Genomic DNA, 24,513 nt, shown 5'->3' on the forward strand with positions numbered 1-24,513 from the left:
GGAGTACTCCGGGCGCCCTCGGTGCCGTACGGCCGCCGGTCAGCTCTTCTTCGTCGCCGAGCCGGCCTCGTCCTTGGCGTCGGAGTCCTCGGAATCGCCCGGCTCGCCGGCCCGGGCGTCGGCGGGCCCCGCCGTGTCCTCGGTCTTGTCGCCGGTCTTCGCCTCGGCCTTGTCCCCGGCCTTCACCTCGGTCTTGTCGACCCCGTCGGAACCGCTCTCCGTCTCGGCCCCGGTGCCGGGCTCCGCCTCCAGGGCGCCGGGTTCCACCACCGCTTCCCGGCCCGGCCGCTTCTTGGAGGACACCACGATGTACAGCACCGCGAGCAGGAACACGATCATCGCGGTCCAGTCGTTGAGGCGCAGGCCCAGGATGTGGTGGGCGTCGTCGACGCGCATGTACTCGATCCAGCCCCGGCCCACGCAGTACGCGGCGACGTACAGGGCGAACGCCCGGCCGTGGCCCAGCGTGAAGCGGCGGTCGGCCCAGATGACCAGGAAGCCGACGCCGACGCACCACAGCGACTCGTAGAGGAACGTCGGGTGGTAGTAGCCCGGGACCCGGCCGCCCTCGGAGGAGGTGATGTGCAGCGCCCACGGAAGGTGCGTCTCGCGCCCGTACAGCTCCTGGTTGAACCAGTTGCCCCAGCGGCCGATCGCCTGCGCGAAGGCGATGCCGGGCGCGATGGCGTCGGCGTACGCGGGCAGCGGGATGCCACGGCGGCGGGCGCCGATCCACGCGCCGACCGCGCCGAGCGCGATCGCGCCCCAGATGCCGAGACCGCCCTGCCACACCTTGAAGGCGTCGACCCAGTCACGGCCCTCGCTGAAGTACAGCTCGTAGTCCGTGATCACGTGGTAGAGCCGGCCGCCGACCAGGCCGAAGGGCACGGCCCAGACCGCGATGTCGGCCACCGTGCCGGCCCGGCCGCCGCGGGCGATCCAGCGCTTGTTGCCGAGCCAGACGGCTACGAAGACACCGATGATGATGCAGAACGCGTAGCCGCGCAGCGGGATGGGGCCGAGGTACAGCACCCCGCGCGACGGGCTGGGAATGTAGGCAAGTTCCATGGCAGGGTCGACGCTACCGTGCCGGGCCGGGCCGACGGCAGGCAGCCCGGCTACGGGTCCATAACGGGGACGTGAGAAACGTTTACGGCCGGGTCCTCACTTCTGGGCGGCCTCCACCATCTGCTTGAGCTTCGCCGGGGTCATCGTCTGGTCCTGGTAGATGTTCCTGCCGCCCAGCAGCACGGTCGGGGTGCCGGTGAAGCCGCCGGACTGGAAGGCCTTGTGGGACTTGTTCACCCAGCTGTTGTGGGTGCCGTCCTTGACGCACTTCTGGAACGCGGGCGTGTCCAGGCCGTTCACCTTGCCCGCCAGCCCGATCAGCTTCGCGTCGTCGGAGAACGCGTCCTCGGTCTCCCTGGGCTGGTTCGCGTAGAGCACGTCGTGGTAGTCACGGAACTTTCCGGCGTCCTGGGCGCAGGCCGCCGCGTTGGCCGCGTCCCGGGAGCCGGTGCCGCCGAGGTTGCCGTCGATCAGCCGGACCAGGTGGTACTCGATTCTGAGCTTGCCGGAGTCGGTCAGCTCGTGGAGCGTGGGCCGGTACGCCGTCTCGAAGGCCATGCAGGCCGGGCAGCGGAAGTCCTCCCACACGGTGAGCGTCGACCTGGCGCCGTCCTTGCCGACCGGGATCGCCAGGCTGTCCTTGCCCTGCGCGCCGGACGGCGCCACGACCGGGCCCGCGCTGCCCTTGCTCTTGCCCGCCTTGGCGGCGACCACGCCGATCACCGCCGCCAGGCCCAGGACGCAGACGATGCTCGCGCCGACGATCAGCGTGCGCCGCCGCCGCTCCACGGACTTCTGCTTCTCACGCTCGACCGCCAGCCGCTCCCGGGCGGTGCGCTTTCCGTCATGGTTCTTCTCGCTCACACCCCCAGAACGAACCGGGGAGGCGCAGCGCGCCTCCCCGGTCCCAGGTCCACCCGTTCGGGTGAGCGAATGTTCCGTTGCGCGCGCCTACACCTGTCCGCGCACGCCCCTGGCCAGGTCACCGGCCAGCTCCCGGACCGCATCGAGGCCGGCCGCGTGGTCCGGCGCGTCCAGCATCCGCTTGACGAACGCGGAGCCGACGATCACGCCGTCGGCGAAGCCGGCGACCTCGGCGGCCTGGGCCGCGTCGGAGACGCCGAGCCCGACGCAGACGGGCAGGTCGGTGCCGGTGGCCCGGGTGCGTTCCACCAGGTCCTGGGCCTGCGCGCCGACCGACGCGCGGGTACCGGTGACGCCCATCAGGGAGGCGGCGTAGACGAAGCCGCTGCCCGCCGCCGTGATCTGGGCGAGCCGGGCGTCCTTGCTGCTGGGGGCGACGACGAAGACGGTCGCGAGGCCGTGCTTGTCGGCGTGCTCCCGCCACAGAGCCGACTCCTGCACCGGCAGGTCGGGCAGGATGCAGCCCGCCCCGCCCGCCTCGGCCAGTTCGGCGGTGAACCGCTCCACGCCGTAGCGGTCGATCGGGTTCCAGTACGTCATGACGAGGACCGGCTTCCCGGTGGCACCGTGGGCCTCGCGGACCGTGCGCATCACATCGGCGATCTTGACGCCGCCGCGCAGGGCGATGTCGTCGGCGGTCTGGATGACCGGGCCGTCCAGGACGGGGTCGCTGTGCGGCAGACCGACCTCGACGACGTCGGCACCGCCGGCGAAGACGGCCTTGATCGCCTCGATGCCGCCGTCCACGGTCGGGAACCCGGCCGGGAGGTAGGCGATGAGCGCGGAGCGGCCCTCGGCCCTGGCGCCGGCGAGGGTGTCCGTCAACAGCTGGCCCCTCTTACTGTTGAACGCAGCGCCGCTCACTTGGCGTCCCCCTCGATCTCGGCGGTGTCGGCCGCGTTGGCGGCGACCTCGGCGTCGGTGTCGTACAGGCCGAAGTAGCGGGCGGCGGTGTCCATGTCCTTGTCGCCGCGGCCGGACAGGTTGACGATGATCAGCCCGTCCTCGCCGAGTTCCCTGCCGACCTCCAGCGCGCCCGCGAGTGCGTGCGCGCTCTCGATCGCCGGGATGATGCCCTCGGTGCGCGACAGCAGGCGCAGGGCCTGCATCGCCGCGTCGTCGGTGACCGCGCGGTACTCGCCCCGGCCGCTGTCCTTCAGGTAGGAGTGCTCGGGACCGATGCCCGGGTAGTCCAGACCGGCCGAGATCGAGTACGGCTCGGTGATCTGGCCCTCCTCGTCCTGCAGGACGTAGGAACGCGAGCCGTGCAGGATGCCGGGCTCGCCGGCGGTGAGGGTGGCCGCGTGCTCGCCGGTCTCGACACCGTGGCCGGCCGGCTCGCAGCCGATGAGGCGTACGCCCTCGTCGGGGATGAACGCGTGGAAGAGGCCGATGGCGTTGGAGCCGCCGCCGACGCAGGCGACGGCCGCGTCGGGGAGACGTCCGGCCCGCTCCAGGATCTGGCGGCGGGCCTCGACGCCGATGACCCGGTGGAAGTCGCGGACCATCGCGGGGAAGGGGTGCGGGCCGGCGACCGTACCGAAGAGGTAGTGGGTGTGGTCGACGTTGGCGACCCAGTCGCGGAAGGCCTCGTTGATCGCGTCCTTCAGCGTGCGGCTGCCGGACTTCACCGCGATGACCTCGGCGCCGAGCATGCGCATGCGGGCCACGTTGAGGGCCTGGCGCCGAGTGTCGATCTCACCCATGTAGATGGTGCACTCGAGGCCGAACAGGGCGCACGCGGTCGCGGTCGCGACGCCGTGCTGTCCGGCGCCGGTCTCCGCGATGACACGGGTCTTGCCCATGCGCCGGGTGAGCAGGGCCTGGCCGAGCACGTTGTTGATCTTGTGGGAGCCGGTGTGGTTGAGGTCTTCCCGCTTGAGGAAGATCCGGGCGCCACCCGCCTCGGCGGCGAAGCGGGGGACCTCGGTGAGGGAGCTGGGCCGGCCGGTGTAGTGGACCAGCAGGTCGTCCAGTTCGCGGGCGAACTCCGGGTCGTGCTTGGCCTTGTCGTACTCGACGGCCACCTCGTCCACGGCGGCGACGAGGGCCTCCGGGATGAACTTGCCGCCGAAGCTGCCGAAGTAGCCTTCGGCTGTGGGGACTTGACCCTCCGGGTCGGGGATGAAGAAGTCGCTGGGCATGCGGAAACCTCACGGTGAGTGCGTGGAAAAGACACTGTTTCGCCGTGGGGGCGGAGTCCGTCGTGCGACCTCAGGCCGTGTGTGGCTCGTCGCGCTCGCGCGGCGGAAGCCGCACGTTCGACACTGCCCCGCGCCCCTGTGGGGCGCGCTGCCATCGACGGCCGTTCACCTGGCCGGGTTCGTCTCCGATGACGTAACGCACCCTGCGACCGTGCACCCGGCGTGCCGGGGCGCGGCAGCCGCGAGGACGGCAGCCGCGCGCGAGGCGGGCGTACCGGTCCAGGGTCGTCGTGGTGGGAGTCATCGGGGTCAGCCTACCGGGTGATCAACCGCGTCCGTGCCGCAGAGCGGGATGCTCGCCGGCCGCCACCAGGTCCGACACCGCCGTCTTGGGATCCTTGCCCGTCACCAGGGACTCGCCGACCAGGACCGCGTCGGCGCCGGCGTTGGCGTAGGCGATGAGGTCGTGCGGGCCGCGGACGCCGGACTCGGCGACCTTGACGATGTGGTCCGGGATCTCGGGGGCGATCCGCTCGAACGTGGTGCGGTCGACCTCCAGCGTCTTCAGGTTGCGCGCGTTGACGCCGATGATCCTGGCTCCCGCGTCCACCGCCCGCTCCACCTCGTCCTCGTCGTGGACCTCGACGAGCGGGGTGAGGCCGATGGAGACGGCGCGCTCGATCAGCGACTCCAGGGCCGGCTGGTCGAGGGCGGCCACGATCAGCAGCGCGAGGTCGGCGCCGTACGCGCGGGCCTCCCACAGCTGGTACGACGTGACGATGAAGTCCTTGCGCAGGACCGGGATGTCGACCCGGGCGCGCACGGCCTCCAGGTCGGCCAGTGAGCCGCCGAAGCGGCGCTGCTCGGTCAGGACCGAGATGACGGCCGCGCCGCCCGCCTCGTAGTCCGCCGCGAGGCCCGCCGGGTCGGCGATCGCGGCCAGCGCGCCCTTGGACGGGCTGGACCGCTTGACCTCACAGATGACCTTGACCCCGTCGCCGCGCAGGGCGGCCACGCCGTCCTTGGCGGCACGGGCGTTCGCCGCGCGCTCCTTGAGCTCGTCGAGGCTGACGCGCGCCTGCCGCTCCGCAAGGTCGGCACGGACTCCGTCGATGATCTCGTCGAGCACACTCACGCGAGCGGCCCCCTTCCAGACGGTCGTTTTCCTTCAGGTTCTGAAAACCCGTGGTCACTGCGATGGTATCCGCAGGAGCGGGAAGGCCTCACATCCGGCCGACGGCGGTCCCACTACCTGGACGTTCATGGATTGATCAAGGATGCAGCCAGCCACCGAAGGGCAGGTTCCGGACAAGCGTGAAGACCAGCAGCAACGCGCCCACGGTCCACATCTGGGTCCGCCCCAGCTCGGTGGGCACCGGTCGTCCGCGTACCGCGCGGACCACCCAGACGGTCCACAGCACGGCGAAGCCCAGGTAGGCGGCCACACCCGCCGCGTTGTCCCGGAGCGCGCCGAGGAAGTCCCCGTGGATGAAGGCGTGCGCGCTGCGCAGGCCGCCGCAGCCGGGGCAGTACAGGCCGGTGAGCCGGTACAGGGGGCAGACGGGGTAGTGGCCGGGCTGGTTCGGGTCGACGGTGCCGACGTAGGCGAAGGCCCCGGCGACGGCGGTGAGGATCCCGGCCGGGACGGCGAGCCTGCCCCACAGGGCGGTGGGCGTCGCCTCGGCGGCGCTGTGGCTGTCGGCGTTCACGCCTCGCATTGTGCCCTGTACCGCGGGAACACGCGCGCGAGGGGCGGCCGGCACCCTCGGTGCCGGCCGCCCCTCGCGGAGGCGGTGTCAGCTCTCGGCGCCGGCCGGCTCGCGGGTCGCGGCGGGGGCGACGTGCGGAACGGCGTGCGTCCGCTTCGGCTGGCCCAGGCCCATGGAGCGCATCACGGCGCCGACGACACCGCCGAGGACCACGATCACCATGCCGGCCCAGAAGCCCACCGGCTGTGCCATCACCATGAAGGCCCCCGCCACGCAGAAACCGATGATCGCGATAGTGACACCGGTCCAGGCGGCCGGGGTGTGACCGTGGCTGCTGCCCGCCATGACTTGCTCCTCGCTGCTGTGTGCTTCTCGTACGACGTGAGTCGTCATACGTCATTGTCCCGTACGCCCGCGCCCGCCGTGAGCGGGGGTGGCGTCTGTTTCGCCACATCGGTACGGGCGCCGCCGCCGGCTACGCCCCGGTCGGGTCCTCGCCCCGGTCCAGCGCCTTCCAGATCTCCTCGGGGCGCTCGGGATCGGCGGCCCGGGCCGTGCGGCGGGGGCGCTGGGTGCCGCGCTCGTAGCGGCCGGACATGGCGGGCCACAGGCGGCCGTAGCGCAGGGCGAGCAGGCCGGCGAGCAGGATCAGGGCGCCGCCGACGGCCGCGACGTAGGGCCAGCCGGTGTGGCTGAGGGCGGCGACCGTGGCCGAGGTGTCGCCGGTGGCCTGGGCGGCCTTGTCGTCGAGCGCGGAGCTGTCGGAGGCGCCGACGAGGGCCGCGGCGACGATCCCGGCGCCGGACAGCGCGAGCAGCCCGGCGACCAGGAAGCGGCCGGCCCGGCGGACGGCGAAGACGGCGACGAGCGCGGCGAGGCCCACTATGGCGAGGGCCGCGGGGACGCCCGTGACGTCGCTGCCCTTGGCGGTCAGCGGGAAGGCGCCGCCGGCCACCGTCGCGGTGCCCTCCGACCAACGCTGCCGGGTGGCCAGGAGCGCCACGGCCGCGCCGAGCGCGCCGCACAGCAGCGCCACGGCGAGACTCCGGCGGCCGGAGCGGGCGCCCACGGCGGCCTCGGAACGGGGGTGGGGAACAGCAGTCACGTACTCCACTATCCCCCGAACCCCGGGCGAACCGTCACCCGGGGTTCACGTGAGAAGCACCCCACTCCTGCGGAAGCGCCCTACTCGCCCAGCCGGTTGGCGGTGTGCACCGCGCGCAGGACCGCCGCCGCCTTGTTGCGGCACTCCTGGTCCTCGGCGAGGGGGTCGGAGTCGGCGACGATGCCGGCGCCCGCCTGGACGTAGGCGGTGCCGTCGCGCAGCAGGGCCGTACGGATGGCGATGGCGGTGTCGGAGTCGCCGGCGAAGTCGAGGTAGCCGACGCAGCCGCCGTACAGGCCGCGGCGGGAGGGTTCGAGTTCGTCGATGATCTGCATCGCGCGGGGCTTGGGGGCGCCGGAGAGGGTGCCCGCCGGGAAGCAGGCGGTCAGCACGTCGAAGGCCGTACGGCCCTGGGCCACCCGGCCGGTGACCGTGGAGACGATGTGCATCACGTGCGAGTACCGCTCGACGGACATGAAGTCGACGACCTCGACGGAGCCGGGCTCGCAGACCCGTCCGAGGTCGTTGCGGCCGAGGTCGACGAGCATCAGGTGCTCGGCGCGCTCCTTGGGGTCGGCGAGCAGCTCGTCCGCGAGGGCCTGGTCCTCCTGCGGGGTGGCCCCGCGGTGCCGGGTGCCGGCGATGGGGTGGACCATGGCCCGCCCGTCCTCGACCTTCACGAGCGCCTCCGGGGAGGAGCCGACCACGTCGAAGCCGTCGAAGCGGAACAGGTACATGTACGGGGACGGGTTGGTCGCCCGCAGCACCCGGTACACGTCCAGGGCGCTCGCGGTGCACGGCGTCTCGAAGCGCTGCGAGGGGACGACCTGGAAGGCCTCGCCGGCCCGGATGCGCTCCTTGACGTCCTCGACGGCCGCCTGGAAGTCGGGGCCGCCCCACCGGGCCGTGTACTCGGGGAGTTCGGAGGGCGGCAGGGCGGTCGCGGGCTGGGCGATCGCCCGGGACAGGTCGGCCTCCATGGCGTCGAGCCGGGCCACGGCGTCGGCGTGGGCCTCGTCGACGCCGGTGTCGAGATCGTTGTGGTTGATCGCGTTGGCGATCAGCAGGACGGAGCCCTCCCAGTGGTCCATGACGGCGAGGTCACTGGTGAGGAGCATGGTCAGCTCGGGCAGCCGCAGGTCGTCCCGCTCGCCGGGGCCGATCTTCTCCAGGCGGCGGACGATGTCGTAGCCCAGGTAGCCGACCATGCCGCCGGTGAACGGCGGCAGGCCCTCCTGGTGGGGGGTGTGCAGGGTCTGGATGGTGGCGCGCAGCGCGGCGAGGGGGTCGCCGTCGGTGGGGACGCCGACGGGCGGGGTGCCCTGCCAGTGCGCCTGGCCGTCGCGGGCGGTGAGCGTGGCCGCGCTGCGGACGCCCACGAACGAGTACCGGGACCAGGAGCGGCCGTTCTCCGCGGACTCCAGCAGGAAGGTGCCGGGTCGCTCGGCGGCGAGCTTGCGGTAGAGGGCGACCGGGGTGTCGCCGTCGGCGAGGAGCTTGCGGGTGACCGGGATGACGCGGCGGTCGGTGGCGAGCTTGCGGAAGGTCTCGAGGTCCATGGCGGCCGACCTTACTGATCCGAGGCGGCGGCGGGGGAACCGGCGCCGTCACCGAGGAGTACGTCGGCGTCGAAGCAGGTGCGGTCGCCGGTGTGGCAGGCGGCGCCGACCTGGTCGACCTTGACCAGCAGGGTGTCGGCGTCGCAGTCGAGCGCCACGGACTTCACCCACTGGACGTGGCCGGAGGTGTCGCCCTTGACCCAGTACTCCCGGCGGCTGCGCGACCAGTAGGTGCAGCGGCCGGTGGTCAGCGTGCGGTGCAGCGCCTCGTCGTCCATCCAGCCGAGCATCAGCACCTCACCGGTGTCGTACTGCTGGGCGATGGCGGGGACGAGCCCGTCGGCGGCGCGCCTGAGGCGGGCGGCGATCTCCGGGTCGAGGCTGCTGGGCCGGGGCGTGCCGGTCGTACTGGTCATGGGTGCCATTGTGCCGCGCGGCACCGACAGGGCCGGGGTGTTGTCCACTGTCCGGACCCGGTGGGCGGTCGTAGGCTGACCGCATGTCGACTTTCGCCAAGCGTGAACGGCTCCTGCTCGCCGACCTCTTGGAAACCGCCGGTCCGGACGCCCCGACCCTCTGCGAGGGCTGGCGGACCCGGGACCTGGCCGCGCACGTGGTGGTGCGCGAGCGGCGGCCGGACGCGGCCGGGGGCATCGTGATCAAGCAGCTCGCCGGCCGGCTGGACAAGGTGATGGAGGAGTTCGCGGCCAAGCCGTACGAGGAGCTGATCCAGCTGATCCGGACGGGACCGCCGCGTTTCTCGCCCTTCCAGCTCAAGCAGATCGACGAGATGTCGAACACGGTCGAGTTCTACGTGCACGCGGAGGACGTCCGCCGGGCCCAGTCCGACTGGGCGACGCGCGAGCTGGACCCGGTGTTCCAGGACGCGCTGTGGTCCCGGCTGGAGCGCACCGCGCGGCTGGTGGGGCGGGGGGTGCCGACGGGGCTGGTGCTGCGCCGTCCGGACGGCCAGACGGCGGTGGCGCACCGGGGCACGCCGGTGGTCACGGTGACCGGTGAGCCGTCCGAACTGCTGCTGTTCGCGTACGGCCGGCAGCAGGCGGCCAAGGTGGATCTGGACGGGGACGCGGACGCGATCGAGACGCTGCACGAGTCCAGGCAGCTGGGCATCTGAGCGGTCCGGGCCGAGCCATCCGAGGGGCTGCCGTGATCAAGGTCGCGATGACCGGTGTGTACGTCGACGACGTGGCGGCGGCGCACGCCTTCTACACCGGGGTGCTCGGCTTCGAGACCCGCACCCACCTGGACCTGGGCGGCGGCACGCTGTTCGTCACGGTCGGCGCGCCGGACGGGGCCCAGCGGGACCTCCAGCTGCTGCTGGAGCCCGGCGGCGGCCCCGTCGCGGAGCCGTACCGCCGGGCCCTGTACGAGGCCGGGATCCCCTGCATCGTCTTCTCGGTGGACGACCTGCACGCGGAGTACGAGCGGCTGCGCGCCCTGGGCGTCCGCTTCACGCATCCGCCGCAGGAGCAGGGCCCGGTGATCGCGGCGGTGCTCGACGACACGGTGGGCAACCTGGTGCAGCTGACTCAGCCGAAGGGGTGAATCAACGGTCCGGCGGGGCGGGTGTCACCGGACGGGGTGGCCCGCCTCCCGCAGTGCCTGCTTCACCTCGCCGATGCGCAGGTCGCCGAAGTGGAAGACGGAGGCCGCCAGGACCGCGTCCGCGCCCGCCGCCACGGCCGGCGGGAAGTCCTCGAGCCGGCCGGCGCCGCCCGACGCGATCACCGGGACAGTGACGTGCTTGCGGACGGCCGCGAGCATCTCCAGGTCGTAGCCGTCCCTGGTGCCGTCCGCGTCCATGGAGTTCAGCAGGATCTCGCCGGCGCCCAGCTCGGCCGCCCGGTGGGCCCACTCCACGGCGTCGATGCCGGTGCCGCGACGGCCGCCGTGGGTGGTCACCTCGAAGGTGCCTTCGGGGGTACGGCGCGCGTCCACCGACAGCACCAGCACCTGCCGGCCGAAGCGTTCGGCGATCTCCCGGATCAGGTCGGGGCGGGCGATCGCCGCCGTGTTGACGCCGACCTTGTCCGCGCCCGCCCGCAGCAGCTTGTCCACGTCCTCGGCCGTACGGACCCCGCCGCCCACCGTCAGCGGGATGAACACCTGCTCGGCCGTGCGGCGGACCACGTCGTAGGTCGTCTCACGGTTGCCCGAGGACGCGGTGATGTCCAGGAACGTCAGCTCGTCGGCGCCCTCGGCGTCGTAGACCTTCGCCATCTCGACGGGGTCGCCCGCGTCGCGCAGGTTCTGGAAGTTGACGCCCTTGACGACCCGGCCGGCGTCCACGTCCAGGCAGGGGATGACTCGTACCGCCAGGGTCATGCGGACACTCCTCGGAACGCCTCCACCTCGATCTCGACGACCAGGCTGGGGTCCACGAAACCAGAGACGATGATCATGGATGTGGCGGGCCGGACGGTGTCGAACAGCTCCTTGTGGGCGCGCCCGACCTCCTCCACGTCCCGGGCGTGCGTGATGTACATGCGCGTGCGCACGACGTCGTCACGACCGAGTCCCACCTGCCCCAGCGCCGCCAGCGCGATGTTGAAGGCGTTGACCGCCTGCTCGTACGGTCCGCCCCCGGCGATCTGGCCGTCCACCATGGACGTGCAGCCGGAAACCAGCACCAGACCGTTCGGCAGCTCCACCGCGCGGGAGTAGCCGAACTCGTCCTCCCAGGGCATGCCGCTGCTCACGCGTCGCACATCGCTCACCGGTCCACCGCCTCCAAGGCCTCTTCCAGGGTGAACGCCTTCGCGTAGAGGGCCTTCCCGACGATGGAGCCCTCGACACCGAGGGGTACCAGTTCGGCGATGGCCCGGAGGTCGTCCAGGGACGACACGCCGCCGGACGCCACGACCGGCCGGTCCGTCGCCGCGCAGACGTTCCGCAGCAGCTCCAGGTTCGGGCCCTGGAGGGTGCCGTCCTTGGCGATGTCGGTGACCACGTAGCGGGCGCAGCCCTCCTTGTCGAGCCGGGCCAGCGTCTCGTAGAGGTCGCCGCCGTCGCGGGTCCAGCCGCGGCCGCGCAGCGTGGTGCCCCGGACGTCCAGGCCCACCGCGATCTTGTCGCCGTGCTCGGCGATGACCCCGGCGACCCACTCGGGGGTCTCCAGTGCGGCGGTGCCGAGGTTCACCCGGGTGCAGCCGGTGGCCAGGGCCGCGGCCAGGGAGGCGTCGTCCCGGATGCCGCCGGACAGCTCCACCTTGATGTCCATCGCCTTGGCGACCTCGGCGATCAGCTCACGGTTGTCGCCGGTGCCGAAGGCGGCGTCCAGGTCGACCAGGTGCAGCCACTCGGCGCCGGACCGCTGCCAGGCGAGGGCGGCCTCCAGGGGGGAGCCGTACGACGTCTCGGTCCCGGACTCGCCGTGCACCAGGCGGACGGCCTGGCCGTCGCGGACGTCGACGGCGGGGAGGAGTTCGAGCTTGGCCATGGTCTACAGGGTTCCGATCCAGTTGGTGAGCAGCTGCGCTCCGGCGTCGCCGGACTTCTCGGGGTGGAACTGGGTGGCCCACAGGGCGCCGTTCTCCACGGCGGCCACGAACGGCTTGCCGTGCGTGGACCAGGTCACCCTGGGGGCCTTCATGGTCGGGTTGTGCACTTCGAGGGACCAGTCGTGGACCGCGTAGGAGTGCACGAAGTAGAAGCGGGCGTCCGCGTCGAGGCCGGCGAACAGTTCGGAGCCGGCCGGCGCCTCGACGGTGTTCCAGCCCATGTGCGGCACCACGTCGGCCTGCAGCGGCGCGACGGTGCCGGGCCACTCGTCCAGGCCCTCGGCCTCGACGCCGTGCTCGATGCCGCGCGCGAACAGGATCTGCATGCCGACGCAGATGCCCATCACCGGCCGGCCGCCGGACAGCCGGCGGTCGATGATCCAGTCACCGCGCGCCCCGCGCAGGCCCTTCATGCAGGCGGCGAAGGCGCCGACGCCCGGCACCAGCAGGCCGTCGGCGTTCATCGCCTTGTCGAAGTCACGGGTGATCTCCACGTCGGCTCCCGCGCGCGCGAGGGCACGCTCGGCGGAGCGGACGTTGCCGAAGCCGTAGTCGAAGACGACCACTCGCCTGGGAGCGCTCAATTCCACACCTCCAGCCTCAGGATGCCCGCGGCCAGACACATCGCGGCGCCGATCGACAGCAGCACGATCAGGCTTTTCGGCATCTGCTGCTTGGCGAAGGAGATGATGCCGCCGACCAGGAAGAGGCCGACGACGATCAGAAGGGTCGACAGTCCGTTCATGGCTCTACAGCGCGCCCTTCGTGGACGGGAGGATGCCGGCCGCGCGCGGATCGCGCTCGGAGGCGTAGCGCAGGGCCCGGGCGAGCGCCTTGAACTGGCACTCCACGATGTGGTGGGCGTTGCGCCCGTAGGGCACGTGCACGTGCAGCGCGATCTGCGCCTGGGCGACGAAGGACTCCAGGATGTGCCGGGTCATCGTGGTGTCGTACTCGCCGATCATCGGCGCCATGGTCTCGGGCTCGGTGTGCACCAGGTAGGGACGGCCGCTCAGGTCCACCGTCACCTGGGCGAGGGACTCGTCCAGCGGGACCGTGCAGTTGCCGAAGCGGTAGATGCCCACCTTGTCGCCGAGGGCCTGCTTGAAGGCGGCGCCGAGGGCGAGGGCGGTGTCCTCGATGGTGTGGTGGGAGTCGATGTGCAGGTCGCCGTCGGTCTTCACGGTCAGGTCGAACAGACCGTGCCGGCCGAGCTGGTCGAGCATGTGGTCGTAGAAGCCGACGCCGGTGGCGATGTCGGTCCGCCCGGTGCCGTCGAGGTCTATCTCTACCAGGACCGAGGTCTCCTTGGTGGTGCGCTCGACCCTTCCGACGCGTACATCGCGAGTCATCCGTCCAGCTCCTTCTTCAGGTCTCGTACCGCGTCGAGGAACGCGTCGTTCTCTTCGGGGGTTCCGGCGGACACCCGCAGCCACCCCGGTACGCCGTTGTCGCGGACCAGGACACCCCGGTCGAGGATCCGCTGCCAGGCGCGGTGGGCGTCCTCGAAGCGGCCGAACTGCACGAAGTTGGCGTCGGACTGCGTGACCGCGTAGCCGGTCGCGCGCAGCTCGGCGACCAGCCGGTCCCGCTCCGACTTCAGCTGCTCGACGTACTTGAGCAGGGTGTCGGTGTGCTCCAGGGCGGCCAGGGCGGTCGCCTGGGTGATCGCGGAGAGGTGGTAGGGCAGCCGTACCAGCTGTACGGCGTCCACCACCGCCGGGTGCGCGGCGAGGTAGCCGAGGCGCAGTCCGGCCGCGCCGAAGGCCTTCGACATGGTCCGCGAGACGACGAGACGGGGCCGGCCCTCCAGCAGCGGCAGCAGCGAGCGGCCGTGGCTGAACTCGATGTAGGCCTCGTCCACGACCACCATCGACGGCTTGGCGGCCTGGGCGGCCTCGTACAGCGCGAGGACCGTCTCGGGCGGGACCGCGTTGCCGGTGGGGTTGTTGGGGGTGGTGACGAAGACGACGTCCGGGCGGTGCTCGGCGATGGCCCGGCGGGCCGCCGCGAGGTCGATCGTGAAGTCCTCGCCCCGCGGGCCGGAGATCCAGCCGGTGCCGGTGCCGCGCGAGATGAGCGCGTGCATCGAGTACGACGGCTCGAAGCCGATGGCCGTACGGCCCGGTCCGCCGAAGGTCTGCAGCAGTTGCTGGATGACCTCGTTGGATCCGTTGGCGGCCCAGACGTTCGGCAGGCCGACCTGGTGGCCGGACGTGTCGGTCAGGTACTTGGCCAACTCGGTACGCAGCTGGACCGCGTCCCGGTCGGGGTAGCGGTTCAGGTGGCGGGCGGCCTCGCGCACCCGCTGCGTGATCCGCTCGACCAGCGGCTCGGGCAGCGGATAGGGGTTCTCGTTGGTGTTCAGCCGTACGGGCACGTCCAGTTGGGGCGCGCCGTAGGGGGACTTGCCGCGCAGCTCGTCCCGCACGGGCAGGTCGTCGATTCCGAAGCTCACTTGCTCGCCGGTACCTTCCACCCGAACCTCGCCTTGATCGCCGCGCCGTGCGCGGGCAGGTCCTCCGCCTCGGCCAGCGTCACCACGTGGTGCGCGACCTCGGCCAGCGCTTCCTTCGTGTAGTCGACGATGTGGATGCCGCGCAGGAAGGACTGGACGGACAGGCCGGAGGAGTGGCACGCGCAGCCGCCGGTGGGCAGGACGTGGTTGGACCCGGCCGCGTAGTCGCCGAGCGACACGGGCGCCCAGGGGCCGATGAAGACCGCGCCCGCGTTCCGCACCCGGCCGGCCACCTCGGCGGCCCGGGCGGTCTGGATCTCCAGGTGTTCGGCGCCGTACGCGTCGACCACCTTGAGGCCCTCCTCGATGCCGTCGACCAGCACGATCGCGGACTGCCGGCCGGCCAGGGCCGGCCGGATCCGGTCCTCGACGTGCCGGGTGGCCGCGACCTGCGGCTCCAGTTCCTTCTCCACCGCGTCCGCCAGCTCGACCGAGTCCGTGACCAGCACGGCCGCGGCGAGCGGGTCGTGCTCGGCCTGGCTGATCAGGTCGGCGGCCACGTGCACCGGGTCGGCGCTCTCGTCGGCGAGGACGGCGATCTCGGTCGGGCCGGCCTCGGTGTCGATGCCGATGCGGCCGGTGAAGTAGCGCTTGGCGGCGGCGACCCAGATGTTGCCGGGGCCCGTGACCATGTTGGCGGGGGCACAGGACTCGGTGCCGTGGGCGAACATCGCGACGGCGGTGGCGCCGCCCGCCGCGTACACCTCGTCGACGCCCAGCAGGGCGCAGGCGGCGAGGATCGTGGGGTGCGGCAGACCGCCGAAGTCGGCCTGCGGCGGGGAGGCGAGCGCGATGGACCCGACGCCGGCCTCCTGCGCGGGCACCGCGTTCATGATCACGGAGGACGGGTAGACCGACCGGCCGCCCGGCGCGTACAGGCCGACGCGCTCGACCGGCACCCACTTCTCGGTCACCGAGCCGCCGGGCACGACCTGGGTCGTGTGCGTCGTACGGCGCTGCGCGCGGTGGACGAGACGGGCGCGGCGGATGGACTCCTCCAGGGCCGCGCGGACGGCCGGGTCGAGGGCGTCCAGCGCGTCGGTGAGCGCCTGCGCCGGGACACGGACGGATTCCAGCCGTACCCCGTCGAACTTCTCGGCGAAGTCGATCAGTGCCGCGTCACCCCGATGATGCACGGCCTCGCAGATCGGACGCACCTTCTCCAGGGCGGCCGAGACGTCGAAGTCGGCTCGGGGCAGCAGGTCGCGCAGGGCGGGTCCCTCGGGAAGGGCGTCGCCGCGCAGATCGATTCGGGCCAGGAGGGAATTTCGCAGCACGGTGTCAATTCTCTCAGACCCGGGTCCGGCGCCGTTCGCGCGTATCAATGGCTGATACAGAGCGTGGGCCAACGGCTGATACATAACCTGGCCCGAACCCGGCCGGGACCCGGAAGATCGCCTTCACTTTCGGTGTTCGAGGTGTCACTCAACGGGCATGAACGGGCTGTACGAACACGTGACCGACGAGTAGTTGAGGAAGAAGGAAGAGCAGTGACCGAGGGGGCCGGCTTCAGCGCCGGAGACCTGCCGGAGGACCTGACCGCGGCCGAGGCCGGCATGTGGCAGGCCTTCCGCAACGGCAGCGTGTACGACCTGAGCAGCGGGGACGCCGTCGTGGACGACCCGCACGGCGGGCATCCCTGGGGACCCGAGCGGAGCGTGCGGGCGCGCATCGTCTGCTGGCTGCTGCTGGACGGGCCGCCCGCGCTGGCGGGCCGGGTGGCCTCCCTGAAACTCGCCGGCGTGCGCATCACCGGCACGCTGGACCTGGCGGGCGGCACGGTCGCGCCGTACGTGGAGCTGCGCGGCTGCCGCTTCGACCAGCAGGTACTGCTGCCCGAGGCCCGTTTCTCGACCCTGCGCATGGTGGACTGCTCGGTGCCGCGTCTGGAGGCGGCCCGCGTGCACACCGAGGGCGACCTGCACCTGCCGCGCTGCCGCTTCCTGGGCGGGGTCCGGCTGACCGACGCGCACATCGGTACGGACCTGCTGCTCAACGAGTCGATCGTGTACCGGGACCGCAGCGGCCGTTCGATCGCCGCGGACGGCATGACCGTCGGCCAGGACCTCCAGGCGGAGCTGCTGGAGTCGCACGGCGAGCTGAGCCTGCGCAGCGCCAAGGTCGGCGTCTCGCTGAGCCTGCGCGGCGCCCGGCTGGCCAACCGCTACGCGCGGCTCGCGCTGAACGCGCCCCAGCTGACCGTCGGGCGCACCCTGTACCTGACCCCGGCCGGTGTGGGCAGCCCGCTGCTGAGCGGCACGACCCCCGCGCGCGGGACCCGGATCCAGCGCTTCGAGTGCCAGGGCGGGGTGCGGCTGGACGACGGGCGGTTCGGGGACGCCGTCGACCTGGAGCGGGCCCGGTTCGCCTTCACCGACGACCAGGAGCTGTCGCTGCGCCGGGTGCAGACGCCCGAGCTGCGCTTCCTCGGGGAGCGGCCGCAGCGCGGCAAGGTGGTGCTGTCGGGGGCACGGGTGGTCAACCTGGTGGACCGGGCGGCCAGCTGGCCGGGCCCGGGCAACCTGCACATGGGCGGCTTCACCTACGAGAGCCTGGTGCCGCAGGGCCCCTTCCCGCTGGCCGAGCGGCTGGACTGGGTGGCCGCGGCGACCGCCGAGTACAACCCGGAGCCGTACGAGCGGCTCGCCTCGGTGCTGCGCGGGGCCGGCGAGGACGAGGACGCGCGCGAGGTGCTGCTCGCCAAGCAGCGCCGGCGCCGCGAGACGCTGCCGCTGGCCGCCAAGTGCTGGGGCTACCTCCAGGACTGGACGGTCGCCTACGGCTACCGGCCGGGCCGGGCCGCCGTGTGGATGGCGGTGCTGTGGGCGGCCGGCACGCTCGCCTTCGCGCACGCCCGCCATCCGCCGATGAACTCCGGCGGCCATCCGGCCTGGAGCCCCGCCCTGTTCGTGCTGGACCTGCTGCTGCCGGTGATCGATCTGGGCCAGGTGGGGCAGTGGCAGCTGAGCGGCGGCTGGCAGTGGCTGTCCGCGGTGATGATCCTGCTGGGCTGGATCCTGGCGACCACGGTGGCGGCCGGGGCGACGCGCCTGCTGCGGCGCGGCTGAACCGGGCCGGCTGAACCGGGCCGGCCGGACCGATCGGACCGACCGGGATCACCCGTGGGCGAACAGTCACCTTTTACCCGCCCTTGACCGATGTGCGTACAACTTTCCTCGGCCTTGGCGTTGGGGCTGGCGCAGCGCCCACCTGCGGACTTTCAATGGTCGGCACCATGGCTCTGCTGCCCCCGTTCATCCGCCCCACTCGGATGAAAAGGATCCCCTCGCATCCGGCCGGAGTGCCGGCCGCCGACGAGGTGCTGCTCGACGCGCCCGACGACCGCCTCGGCCCCGCCCTCGTGGCGGCCGGCCGCGGTGAGCACGGGCCCGCCGCCGAGCTGCTGGCCGCCACCCGCGCGGCCGCGCAGTGGGAGAACCGCGACCGCTACACCCGGCGGCTGGCCGCCTTCGCCCGCTCCCGCCCCGAGTGGTTCGACCTGTGGCGTACGGCCGCCCCGCACGACCCCGACCGGCTGCTGCTCGAGGCGCAGCTGGCGGTCGAGCGCGCCTGGCCCTCGCCGGCCCGGGCCGAGCTGCTGCGCGAGGTGAGCCCGCTGATCACGGCCGCCGCGCGCGGCGACAACCGCGATCCGGTGCCGTGGCGGGTCGCGCTGGACCACGCGCGCGGCACGCACGCCGGGCACAAGTACTTCGAGGAGCTGTGGGAGGCGGCCGTCCGCCGCGCCCCGCACCACTACGGCTGTCATGTGGCGGCCCTGCGCTACCTCGCCGCCTCCTGCTGCGTCGTGTGGGGCGACACCCCGCACACCGCGCGCGCCTCGCACCGCCAGTGCCTCGACTTCGCCGACCGGGCCGCGCAGGACGCGCCGGCCACCTCCCTCGTCCAGGCGCTGCCCGCGCGGGCGGCCTACGGCTGCCTGACCGACGACTGCGGTACCGAGGTGCCCCGCGAGCGCCTGCACGCGGCGGCCGACCGGGCGATCGCGCTCTCCGCCCGCTTCCCGGCCGCCGACCCCTGGCCGGCCGAGGTCCGCAACAAGCTGACCTACGTCCTCGTACGGCTGGAACGCTGGGCCGACGCCCGTACGCAGCTGCGCCTCATCGGCCCGTACGCCACCTCCTTCCCCTGGGACCGGATCTCCGACGACCCGCTGGGCGAGTTCCTGCGGCTGCGCGCGGACCTGCTGGAGCGCCCCGGGACCGGACTTCTGCCCGCCCTCGGACGCCCACGGACCGAGCACGGCCGACACGCGCCCGCCGATGACCATTAGGCTGTGGCGCCGTGACCACCGTCCGTCTCCCCCTCTTCCCGCTGAACTCGGCGCTGTTCCCGGGGCTGGTGCTGCCTCTGAACGTCTTCGAGGAGCGCTATCGCGCCATGATGCGCGATCTGCTGAAGACCCCCGAGGACGAACCGCGCCGGTTCGCCGTCGTCGCCATCCGTGACGGCCACGAGGTGGCACCGACCGCCCCGGGCATGCCGGACCCCACCGCCGAGCCCGACCGCGGCCCCACCGCGGGCTTCGGGCCCGACCCGCTCAAGTCCTTCCACGGGGTGGGCTGTGTGGCGGACGCGGCGACCGTCCGGGAACGGTCCGACGGCACCTTCGAGGTGCTGGCGACCGGTACGACCCGGGTGCGGCTGCTGTCCGTGGACACGTCCGGGCCGTTCTTGACGGCGGAGCTGGAGGAGCTGGCGGAGGAGCCCGGGGACGGCGCCGGGGCGCTGGCCGAGGGCGTGCTGCGGGCCTTCCGCCAGTACCAGAAGCGTCTGGCGGGAGCGCGCGAGCGCTCGCTCTCCACGGGCGCGGAACTGCCCGACGAGCCCTCCGTCGTGTCCTACCTGGTGGCGGCCGCGATGATGCTCGACACACCGACCAAGCAACGGCTGCTCCAGGCCCCCGACACGGCCTCGCGCCTGCGGGACGAGCTGAGACTCCTGCGCGCCGAGACGGCGATCATCCGCAACCTGCCGTCCCTGCCCGCGGCGGACCTGACCCGCGGCCCCACGAGCATGAACTGAGGCCACCACCTCCCCATGGCGAAGAAGCCGAAGAACCAGCAGTCGAGGAAGCAGCAGTCCGGCGGGACGCCCGCGACGGCGGCCCTGGCCGCGGCGGGCGTGTCCTTCACGATCCACTCCTACGACCACGACCCCTCCCATCCCTCCTACGGCGAGGAGGCGGCCGAGGCCATAGGGGTGGCGCCCGAGCGCGTCTTCAAGACGCTGGTGGCGGACGTCGACGGCACACTGACGGTGGCGGTGGTACCGGTGGCGGGCTCGCTGGACCTGAAGGCCCTGGCGTCGGCGGTGGGCGGCAAGCGGGCCGCCATGGCCGACCCGGCCCTCGCCGAACGCACCACCGGCTATGTGCGCGGCGGCATCTCCCCGCTGGGACAGCGCAAGAAGCTGCCCACGGTCCTGGACGCCTCGGCGGGCGCCCACGGCACGGTCTGCGTGTCGGCGGGACGCCGGGGGCTGGAGGTGGAGCTGTCCCCCGAGGACCTGGCGAAGCTGACGGAGGCGGTGGTGGCTCCGATCGGACGCGCCTGACGGCGTGCGGGGGTCTGCCCGGGGCGTGCCCCCGCCGCGCCGTACGGTCGGCTAGGCCGGCGGAGCCCCGTACGGCCCCTCCTGCGGGTACTGGCCCTCCAGGTACGGGTCAGGGTCCCGGGGCCCGAACAGCGCCGTGAGTCCGAGGTGCACCAGCACCGCGGCGAACGGCCAGGCCAGCAGCGTCCCCTTCGCCCCGAGCTTCAGCGGAGCCGCGAAGGTCACCCCCTTGCCCACCGCCTTGGCGTGCGCGAGGACGTCCGACTGGGGGCCCAGCCATATCCCGAGCCGCCACGCCAGCAGCGAGCCGAGCAGCCCGCCGACGCCGAGGGCCACCACCAGCGGCACGCCCCCGCGCCGGCGCAGCAGGAACACCACGGCCGCGGTCACCGCTCCGAAGGCCAGCGCCAGCAGCGTGAACGTGCCGTCCGCACCCACCGCCTGCTCACCCTCGGTGTCCTTGAGGTAGACCACCCAGCTCTTGCCCACCTCGTCACCGACCAGCGGCACCCGCGGGGCCAGCCAGCACCACAGCAGCCCGAGCAGCACCCCGCCCAGGGCGACGCCCACCGTGATCACCGCGGCTTCCCGCACTTCGGTCTTCATCCCGGGGCCGTCCTGTTCGTACATGCCCCCCGCCGACCCGGCAGACGGCGTCTGCCAGGCCTGCTGCGAGGACTGGTCGTGCGGCGGCGGAGGCGGAGTCAGCGGTGCGGTCACTCTGACATCGTGCCAGGTGGAGCTGTGCGGCGCGTCACCGGACGGCGGCCCGGCGGTACGCCCGGGTCGCCACGGCCAGCGAGACCACCCCGACACCCGCGCACACGCCCAGGTCAGCGAGGACGAGCGCCCAGTCGGGGCGGGCCCCGAAGGTCCGCGCGTAGGCCTCCACGCCATAGGTCGAGGGCAGCAGATCCCGGGCCAGCCGCACGATCTGCGGCATCCGGTCGGCCGGCAGCACACCGAGCAGCAGCGCCGCCGACATGCCCAGCTGGCCGAGGAGCGTGGCCAGCTCGGGCCGGGGCGCGAGCAGCCCGCAGGCGGCGCCGAGGCCGGAGAGCGCGGCCCCGGCCAGCGGGATCACGGCGAGCAGGATCCACAGGTTGCCCAGCGGCAGCCCGAACAGCACGCACCCGAACACGGCGGTGACCAGGGTGCCGGGCACGGTGAAGGAGGCGTACGCGCCCGCCGCACCGAGCACCACCGCCGCGGGCGGCACCGGCAGCGTCGCGTAGTGGTCGAGCCCGCCGCTGGCCCGCAGCTGCCCGAAGTACTGGGCGAGCAGGTTGAGCGCGACGTAGGCGACGACCACGACGGACGACCCGGCGACCACCCACTGGGCCTCGCCCCGGGTGTCCACCACCCCGCGCATCATGACCATGATGCCGACGGACTGGAAGGTCGCCACGAACAGCAGCGGGATGCGCGCCACCCGGGCACGGGACAGCTGCGCGCGGTAGACGGCCGCCAGCGACGGCCACAGCCGCGCGGACGGCCCCAGCTCGGCCGCGCCACGTGCCGGGCCCGGCACGGCCAGGGCACCGCCCGGCAGGATCTCCGCGGGTACCACACTCACGTCGAGCCGCTCCTCTTTCCGACGGCGGTCGGGCCGCCGTCCCACAGGGACCATACGTCCGCGACGCCCCCCGCGCTCATGCCTTCACCAGTCCCTGCCGGGCGGCGCCGCCCAGGGCCAGGTAGACGTCCTCCAGGCTGGGGGTGGCGAGGGTGAAGTCGTCCAGGGCGGCGAAGGCGGCCCCGCCGGTCACCGTGGCGACGGCGGCCCGGGCCTCCTCGGGCGCGAGCCTGAGCGTCCAGCGCCGCCCGGTCTCCACGGCCCGCTCGCGCAGCGCGGCGACCTCGGGCACCTCCAGCGGCGCCCGCTCCCGCCACACCAGCTCGACCCGCACCTCGCCGGCCACCCGTTCCTTGAGCCCGGCCGGGGTGTCGCAGGCGATGACCCGGCCCTCGTCGAGCACGGCGACCCGGTCGAGGACGGTCTCCGCCTCGATGACGTTGTGGGTGACCAGCAGCACGGTCGCCCCGCGCTCGGAGCGGCGCCGGTCCACGGCCGCCCACACCGCGCGCCGGGCCACCGGGTCCATGCCGGTGGTCGGCTCGTCCAGCACGAGCAGCGGGCGTTCGCCGACGAGGGCGGCGGCGAAGCAGGCGAGCCGCCGCTGTCCGCCGGACAGCTTCTTCAGCGCCCGCCCGGCGATCGGGGTGAGGCCCAGTTCGTCGAGTACGGCGTCCCGCTCGGCGCGGGCCCGCCGCAGGTCCAGGCCGCGCAGGCGTCCGGTGGTCTCGGCGGCGAGGGAGACGGTCAGCTCGTCCAGCGCGGAGGACTCCTGGCCGAGGTAGGCGAGGAGGCGCGCGGCCCGCTCCGGGTGCCGCACGATGTCGTGGCCGAGGATCTCGACCCCGCCGGCGTCCGGCCGCAGCAGCCCGGTGAGCTGCCGCACGAGGGTGGACTTGCCGGCGCCGTTCGGCCCGAGCAGGCCGAAGATCTCCCCGCGCCGGACCTCCAGCGTCACCTCGTCGGTGGCCCGCACCTCGGGCGATCCGGGCGCCCCGCGCCGCGGCCTGACCGCGGGGTAGGTCTTGGTCAGCCCGCGCACCGCGCACACGACGTCATCCTGATGCCGAAGTGCCGGTGCCGCGCGCGTACTCACAAAGGACGAGGGTACGGGGTCCGGGCCCTTTACTCGCCTTTGGGGCCGTCACCCGGCGGCCTCCGGCGCGGTCAGTCCCCCTTGGGGCCGTCCGCGCCGGCCGCCGCCTGCTCGGCCGCCGCGGGCACGTCGATCTCCCGCCAGAAGCCCGCCCGGATGGCGTACCGGTCGTGTTCGTCGATCTGGTCGTCCTTGTGGGCCAGCAGCCCGAAGCGGGCGGCGTAGCGCAGCAGCTCGCCGTCGATGCGGTGCGGGATGCGCGGGTACATCCCGGACAGCTTCTGCAGATTGCCCTGGTCGCCGAGCCGGGAGATCCAGCGCCGGGCGAAGACCTGCCCCACCTCGTAGGGATCCCCGCCGACCGTGGTGATGTCCTCCTCCCGGTCGGCCCAGCGCTGCTCGGCCGTGGTCAGCTGGGCCAGCGTCGGCATGGAGGCGATGTCGGGCGGTTCCGACACCGCGCCCGGCCGGTCGACCCAGCCCTTGTCGGAGGACCACCGCAGGGTCGCGGTCGCCGGGTGCTGGACGGCCTGGGCGCCGGGCGCGCGCAGCGCGGCGAGGTCCTTGGGGGTGGGTACGCCCTTGGGCGCGGGCACCCGTTCCTGCCTGCCGTTCTCCGAGACCGTGGCGGCCTGGGCCCGCTCGTCCTCCTCGGGAGTCCGTTCGGCGGCGAGCGCGGAGTCCGGCAGGGGCGCGGAGAGGATCGCCGCGATCTCCGGCCGGGGCACCGGCTGCGGCGCGCAGACACCGGTCAGCTCCTTGGCCCGTACGGCCTTGGTGATCCACGCGCGGTCCAGCACCCGCCGTTCGTCGGCCTCGGCGACCAGGTCCTCGGACTGGTTGTAGTCGCCGTCGGCGGCCTGCACGGCCCACAGGTGGACGGCGACGCCGTGCTCCTTGGCGGCCATCATGCCCGGCAGCAGGTCACCGTCACCGGTGACCAGGACGATGTCGGAGCAGGCGCGGTTGCGGGCCAGCTCGGTCAGCTCGGCGTGCATGGCGGCGTCCACGCCCTTCTGCGCCCAGCGTCCGTCGCTGCGGGTCAGGGCGCCGAGCCGGACGGTGACCCGGGGCATCACCCGCAGTCTGCGGTGCTCCGGCTGGGGGACACGGTCGGGTGCGCCGTCGAACCAGTAGATGCGCAGCAGCGGACGCTCGGTGTCGTACTCGGCGCGTTCGCGCAGGGCCTGGATCAGTGCCGTGTGATCGACGGTGATCCGGGACCGCGAAGGCTCACCGGCGAGGAGGCTGGCGGCGGCACCCAGCAGATACCCGGCGTCCACCAGGACGATGCAGCGGTCCACGCGACTCACCCTCTTCCCGGGAGGTTTGCTTGCGGCTTTCTTCGAGTCTGCCCGACCGCGCGGGGGTTAACGGCCCGAACTCGATCTTCGGCGTGGCGTTTGTGCGCCAGGCGTCCGCGACCAACCATGTCACACACGGTAATTATCCGAAATGCGCCTGATGTCAGCCTATGTGAATCTGAAGCCGGCCCTGGCCCCTAGATCCCCCACAGGAGGCAGATCACCATGGCCAAGAACAAGAACCGCAAGCAGGGTGGCCCGCAGAACCGCGCTTCGCAGGCCGAGCAGGCTCAGGAGCACGCACAGCGGGCGACGTCGGAGGCGCACGAGTCCCCGGTGTCGCACATCCAGGGCAACCCCGCGGATGTCGCTCGTAAACAGCACAAGCGCTTCGGCCACAACTGAGGCCGCA

At 72.8% G+C, this 24,513-nt stretch carries 30 protein-coding genes; 7 read left to right on the top strand and 23 right to left on the bottom strand.

The features are described from left to right. Positions 1–39 precede the first annotated feature (39 nt). From lgt to hisI, 11 genes are all read right to left on the bottom strand, one after another. On the bottom strand, positions 40–1,068 hold the full coding sequence (gene lgt / locus ACFYMM_RS04755) for a prolipoprotein diacylglyceryl transferase (RefSeq protein ID WP_388383829.1): 1,029 nt from the start codon (positions 1,066–1,068) through the stop codon (positions 40–42). Between the two features lie 96 nt (positions 1,069–1,164). Further along, positions 1,165–1,932, bottom strand: a complete 768-nt coding sequence (locus tag ACFYMM_RS04760; protein ID WP_388383831.1) for a DsbA family protein — start codon at positions 1,930–1,932, stop codon at positions 1,165–1,167. A gap of 87 nt (positions 1,933–2,019) precedes the next feature. Then, on the bottom strand, positions 2,020–2,856 hold the full coding sequence (gene trpA / locus ACFYMM_RS04765) for a tryptophan synthase subunit alpha (RefSeq protein ID WP_388383833.1): 837 nt from the start codon (positions 2,854–2,856) through the stop codon (positions 2,020–2,022). Then, positions 2,853–4,136 (bottom strand): tryptophan synthase subunit beta, encoded by a 1,284-nt coding sequence (gene trpB / locus ACFYMM_RS04770; protein ID WP_388383834.1) that lies wholly within the window; start codon positions 4,134–4,136, stop codon positions 2,853–2,855. Before trpB ends, trpA begins: the two co-directional genes overlap by 4 nt. Positions 4,137–4,206: 70 nt before the next feature. After that, on the bottom strand, positions 4,207–4,440 hold the full coding sequence (gene trpM / locus ACFYMM_RS04775; protein WP_388383835.1) for a tryptophan biosynthesis modulator TrpM: 234 nt from the start codon (positions 4,438–4,440) through the stop codon (positions 4,207–4,209). 21 nt (positions 4,441–4,461) lie between these two features. Next, positions 4,462–5,271, bottom strand: coding sequence for an indole-3-glycerol phosphate synthase TrpC (trpC, locus tag ACFYMM_RS04780; protein ID WP_388383837.1), 810 nt, complete (start codon positions 5,269–5,271; stop codon positions 4,462–4,464). A 136-nt stretch (positions 5,272–5,407) separates the two neighbouring features. Next, entirely contained in the window at positions 5,408–5,854 is a 447-nt protein-coding gene (locus ACFYMM_RS04785; RefSeq protein ID WP_388383839.1) for a DUF2752 domain-containing protein, read from the bottom strand. A gap of 78 nt (positions 5,855–5,932) precedes the next feature. After that, the gene (locus tag ACFYMM_RS04790; RefSeq protein ID WP_388383841.1) at positions 5,933–6,190 is read right to left on the bottom strand and encodes an HGxxPAAW family protein; all 258 of its coding nucleotides are present in this window, start codon (positions 6,188–6,190) and stop codon (positions 5,933–5,935) included. A 130-nt stretch (positions 6,191–6,320) separates the two neighbouring features. Beyond that, positions 6,321–6,959, bottom strand: a complete 639-nt coding sequence (locus ACFYMM_RS04795; RefSeq protein WP_388383842.1) for a TIGR02234 family membrane protein — start codon at positions 6,957–6,959, stop codon at positions 6,321–6,323. A gap of 71 nt (positions 6,960–7,030) precedes the next feature. After that, the gene (locus tag ACFYMM_RS04800) at positions 7,031–8,509 is read right to left on the bottom strand and encodes an anthranilate synthase component I (protein WP_388383844.1); all 1,479 of its coding nucleotides are present in this window, start codon (positions 8,507–8,509) and stop codon (positions 7,031–7,033) included. Positions 8,510–8,520: 11 nt separating this feature from the next. Continuing rightward, the gene (gene hisI / locus ACFYMM_RS04805) at positions 8,521–8,925 is read right to left on the bottom strand and encodes a phosphoribosyl-AMP cyclohydrolase (RefSeq protein WP_388383846.1); all 405 of its coding nucleotides are present in this window, start codon (positions 8,923–8,925) and stop codon (positions 8,521–8,523) included. An 83-nt stretch (positions 8,926–9,008) separates the two neighbouring features. Between hisI and ACFYMM_RS04810 the strand changes: the two genes are divergently transcribed. Both ACFYMM_RS04810 and ACFYMM_RS04815 read left to right on the top strand, forming a co-directional pair. Beyond that, positions 9,009–9,644, top strand: a complete 636-nt coding sequence (locus ACFYMM_RS04810; RefSeq protein ID WP_388383848.1) for a TIGR03085 family metal-binding protein — start codon at positions 9,009–9,011, stop codon at positions 9,642–9,644. A gap of 32 nt (positions 9,645–9,676) precedes the next feature. Continuing rightward, entirely contained in the window at positions 9,677–10,075 is a 399-nt protein-coding gene (locus tag ACFYMM_RS04815; RefSeq protein ID WP_388383850.1) for a VOC family protein, read from the top strand. Positions 10,076–10,099: 24 nt separating this feature from the next. Here the strand turns inward: ACFYMM_RS04815 and hisF are convergent, their stop codons facing one another. Genes hisF through hisD form a run of 8 tightly spaced genes read right to left on the bottom strand, consistent with a single transcriptional unit; the run spans position 10,100 to position 15,825 of the window. Beyond that, complete coding sequence (hisF, locus tag ACFYMM_RS04820; protein ID WP_388383852.1) at positions 10,100–10,855, bottom strand: imidazole glycerol phosphate synthase subunit HisF; 756 nt, start codon at positions 10,853–10,855, stop codon at positions 10,100–10,102. Then, positions 10,852–11,247: a RidA family protein gene (locus tag ACFYMM_RS04825; RefSeq protein WP_388383853.1), complete on the bottom strand. Its 396-nt coding sequence runs from the start codon at positions 11,245–11,247 to the stop codon at positions 10,852–10,854. Before ACFYMM_RS04825 ends, hisF begins: the two co-directional genes overlap by 4 nt. Then, positions 11,244–11,969 carry a bifunctional 1-(5-phosphoribosyl)-5-((5-phosphoribosylamino)methylideneamino)imidazole-4-carboxamide isomerase/phosphoribosylanthranilate isomerase PriA gene (priA, locus tag ACFYMM_RS04830; RefSeq protein WP_388383855.1) on the bottom strand — a complete coding sequence of 242 codons (726 nt, stop codon included), beginning with the start codon at positions 11,967–11,969 and terminating at the stop codon, positions 11,244–11,246. The genes ACFYMM_RS04825 and priA overlap by 4 nt, the downstream gene beginning before the upstream one ends. Positions 11,970–11,972: 3 nt before the next feature. Further along, positions 11,973–12,614 carry an imidazole glycerol phosphate synthase subunit HisH gene (hisH, locus tag ACFYMM_RS04835; protein WP_388383857.1) on the bottom strand — a complete coding sequence of 214 codons (642 nt, stop codon included), beginning with the start codon at positions 12,612–12,614 and terminating at the stop codon, positions 11,973–11,975. Then, positions 12,611–12,775, bottom strand: a complete 165-nt coding sequence (locus tag ACFYMM_RS04840; RefSeq protein WP_388383860.1) for a hypothetical protein — start codon at positions 12,773–12,775, stop codon at positions 12,611–12,613. Before ACFYMM_RS04840 ends, hisH begins: the two co-directional genes overlap by 4 nt. 4 nt (positions 12,776–12,779) lie before the next feature. Continuing rightward, the gene (gene hisB, locus ACFYMM_RS04845; RefSeq protein ID WP_388383862.1) at positions 12,780–13,382 is read right to left on the bottom strand and encodes an imidazoleglycerol-phosphate dehydratase HisB; all 603 of its coding nucleotides are present in this window, start codon (positions 13,380–13,382) and stop codon (positions 12,780–12,782) included. Then, positions 13,379–14,488 (bottom strand): histidinol-phosphate transaminase, encoded by a 1,110-nt coding sequence (locus ACFYMM_RS04850; RefSeq protein ID WP_388383864.1) that lies wholly within the window; start codon positions 14,486–14,488, stop codon positions 13,379–13,381. Before ACFYMM_RS04850 ends, hisB begins: the two co-directional genes overlap by 4 nt. Next, positions 14,485–15,825, bottom strand: coding sequence for a histidinol dehydrogenase (hisD, locus tag ACFYMM_RS04855; protein ID WP_388383867.1), 1,341 nt, complete (start codon positions 15,823–15,825; stop codon positions 14,485–14,487). Before hisD ends, ACFYMM_RS04850 begins: the two co-directional genes overlap by 4 nt. Positions 15,826–16,038: 213 nt before the next feature. Here hisD and ACFYMM_RS04860 point away from each other — a divergent pair, with 213 nt between their 5' ends. From ACFYMM_RS04860 to ybaK, 4 genes are all read left to right on the top strand, one after another. After that, positions 16,039–17,616 (top strand): oxidoreductase, encoded by a 1,578-nt coding sequence (locus ACFYMM_RS04860; protein WP_388383869.1) that lies wholly within the window; start codon positions 16,039–16,041, stop codon positions 17,614–17,616. A 155-nt stretch (positions 17,617–17,771) separates the two neighbouring features. Next, positions 17,772–18,842 carry a hypothetical protein gene (locus ACFYMM_RS04865; protein ID WP_388383871.1) on the top strand — a complete coding sequence of 357 codons (1,071 nt, stop codon included), beginning with the start codon at positions 17,772–17,774 and terminating at the stop codon, positions 18,840–18,842. A gap of 11 nt (positions 18,843–18,853) precedes the next feature. Next, positions 18,854–19,594: an LON peptidase substrate-binding domain-containing protein gene (locus ACFYMM_RS04870; RefSeq protein ID WP_388383873.1), complete on the top strand. Its 741-nt coding sequence runs from the start codon at positions 18,854–18,856 to the stop codon at positions 19,592–19,594. 15 nt (positions 19,595–19,609) lie between these two features. Then, positions 19,610–20,125, top strand: a complete 516-nt coding sequence (ybaK, locus tag ACFYMM_RS04875) for a Cys-tRNA(Pro) deacylase (protein WP_388383875.1) — start codon at positions 19,610–19,612, stop codon at positions 20,123–20,125. Between the two features lie 51 nt (positions 20,126–20,176). Here ybaK and ACFYMM_RS04880 read toward each other — a convergent pair whose 3' ends face one another. The 4 genes from ACFYMM_RS04880 to ACFYMM_RS04895 form a co-directional block, all read right to left on the bottom strand. Next, on the bottom strand, positions 20,177–20,845 hold the full coding sequence (locus ACFYMM_RS04880; protein WP_388383877.1) for an AAA family ATPase: 669 nt from the start codon (positions 20,843–20,845) through the stop codon (positions 20,177–20,179). A gap of 34 nt (positions 20,846–20,879) precedes the next feature. After that, positions 20,880–21,701, bottom strand: coding sequence for an ABC transporter permease (locus ACFYMM_RS04885; RefSeq protein ID WP_388383878.1), 822 nt, complete (start codon positions 21,699–21,701; stop codon positions 20,880–20,882). A gap of 76 nt (positions 21,702–21,777) precedes the next feature. Beyond that, complete coding sequence (locus ACFYMM_RS04890) at positions 21,778–22,752, bottom strand: ABC transporter ATP-binding protein (RefSeq protein WP_388383880.1); 975 nt, start codon at positions 22,750–22,752, stop codon at positions 21,778–21,780. Between the two features lie 116 nt (positions 22,753–22,868). Further along, entirely contained in the window at positions 22,869–24,101 is a 1,233-nt protein-coding gene (locus ACFYMM_RS04895; RefSeq protein WP_388383882.1) for an NYN domain-containing protein, read from the bottom strand. Positions 24,102–24,326: 225 nt separating this feature from the next. Between ACFYMM_RS04895 and ACFYMM_RS04900 the strand changes: the two genes are divergently transcribed. Next, positions 24,327–24,506, top strand: coding sequence for a hypothetical protein (locus ACFYMM_RS04900; RefSeq protein WP_388383884.1), 180 nt, complete (start codon positions 24,327–24,329; stop codon positions 24,504–24,506). The last annotated feature ends 7 nt before the right edge of the window (positions 24,507–24,513 follow it).

Source organism: Streptomyces sp. NPDC006739, from assembly GCF_042869815.1.
Lineage (GTDB): Bacteria > Actinomycetota > Actinomycetes > Streptomycetales > Streptomycetaceae > Streptomyces.

Coding starts and splice junctions, on each gene's coding strand:
- ACFYMM_RS04840 (WP_388383860.1), bottom strand. CDS start 12,775: ATGAACGGACTGTCGACCCTTCTGATCGTCGTCGGCCTCTTCCTGGTC.
- ACFYMM_RS04785 (WP_388383839.1), bottom strand. CDS start 5,854: ATGCGAGGCGTGAACGCCGACAGCCACAGCGCCGCCGAGGCGACGCCC.
- priA (WP_388383855.1), bottom strand. CDS start 11,969: ATGGCCAAGCTCGAACTCCTCCCCGCCGTCGACGTCCGCGACGGCCAG.
- ACFYMM_RS04800 (WP_388383844.1), bottom strand. CDS start 8,509: ATGGACCTCGAGACCTTCCGCAAGCTCGCCACCGACCGCCGCGTCATC.
- trpM (WP_388383835.1), bottom strand. CDS start 4,440: ATGACTCCCACCACGACGACCCTGGACCGGTACGCCCGCCTCGCGCGC.
- trpB (WP_388383834.1), bottom strand. CDS start 4,136: ATGCCCAGCGACTTCTTCATCCCCGACCCGGAGGGTCAAGTCCCCACA.
- lgt (WP_388383829.1), bottom strand. CDS start 1,068: ATGGAACTTGCCTACATTCCCAGCCCGTCGCGCGGGGTGCTGTACCTC.
- ACFYMM_RS04865 (WP_388383871.1), top strand. CDS start 17,772: ATGGTCGGCACCATGGCTCTGCTGCCCCCGTTCATCCGCCCCACTCGG.
- ACFYMM_RS04900 (WP_388383884.1), top strand. CDS start 24,327: ATGGCCAAGAACAAGAACCGCAAGCAGGGTGGCCCGCAGAACCGCGCT.
- hisI (WP_388383846.1), bottom strand. CDS start 8,925: ATGACCAGTACGACCGGCACGCCCCGGCCCAGCAGCCTCGACCCGGAG.
- ybaK (WP_388383875.1), top strand. CDS start 19,610: ATGGCGAAGAAGCCGAAGAACCAGCAGTCGAGGAAGCAGCAGTCCGGC.
- hisF (WP_388383852.1), bottom strand. CDS start 10,855: ATGACCCTGGCGGTACGAGTCATCCCCTGCCTGGACGTGGACGCCGGC.
- ACFYMM_RS04810 (WP_388383848.1), top strand. CDS start 9,009: ATGTCGACTTTCGCCAAGCGTGAACGGCTCCTGCTCGCCGACCTCTTG.
- hisB (WP_388383862.1), bottom strand. CDS start 13,382: ATGACTCGCGATGTACGCGTCGGAAGGGTCGAGCGCACCACCAAGGAG.
- ACFYMM_RS04790 (WP_388383841.1), bottom strand. CDS start 6,190: ATGGCGGGCAGCAGCCACGGTCACACCCCGGCCGCCTGGACCGGTGTC.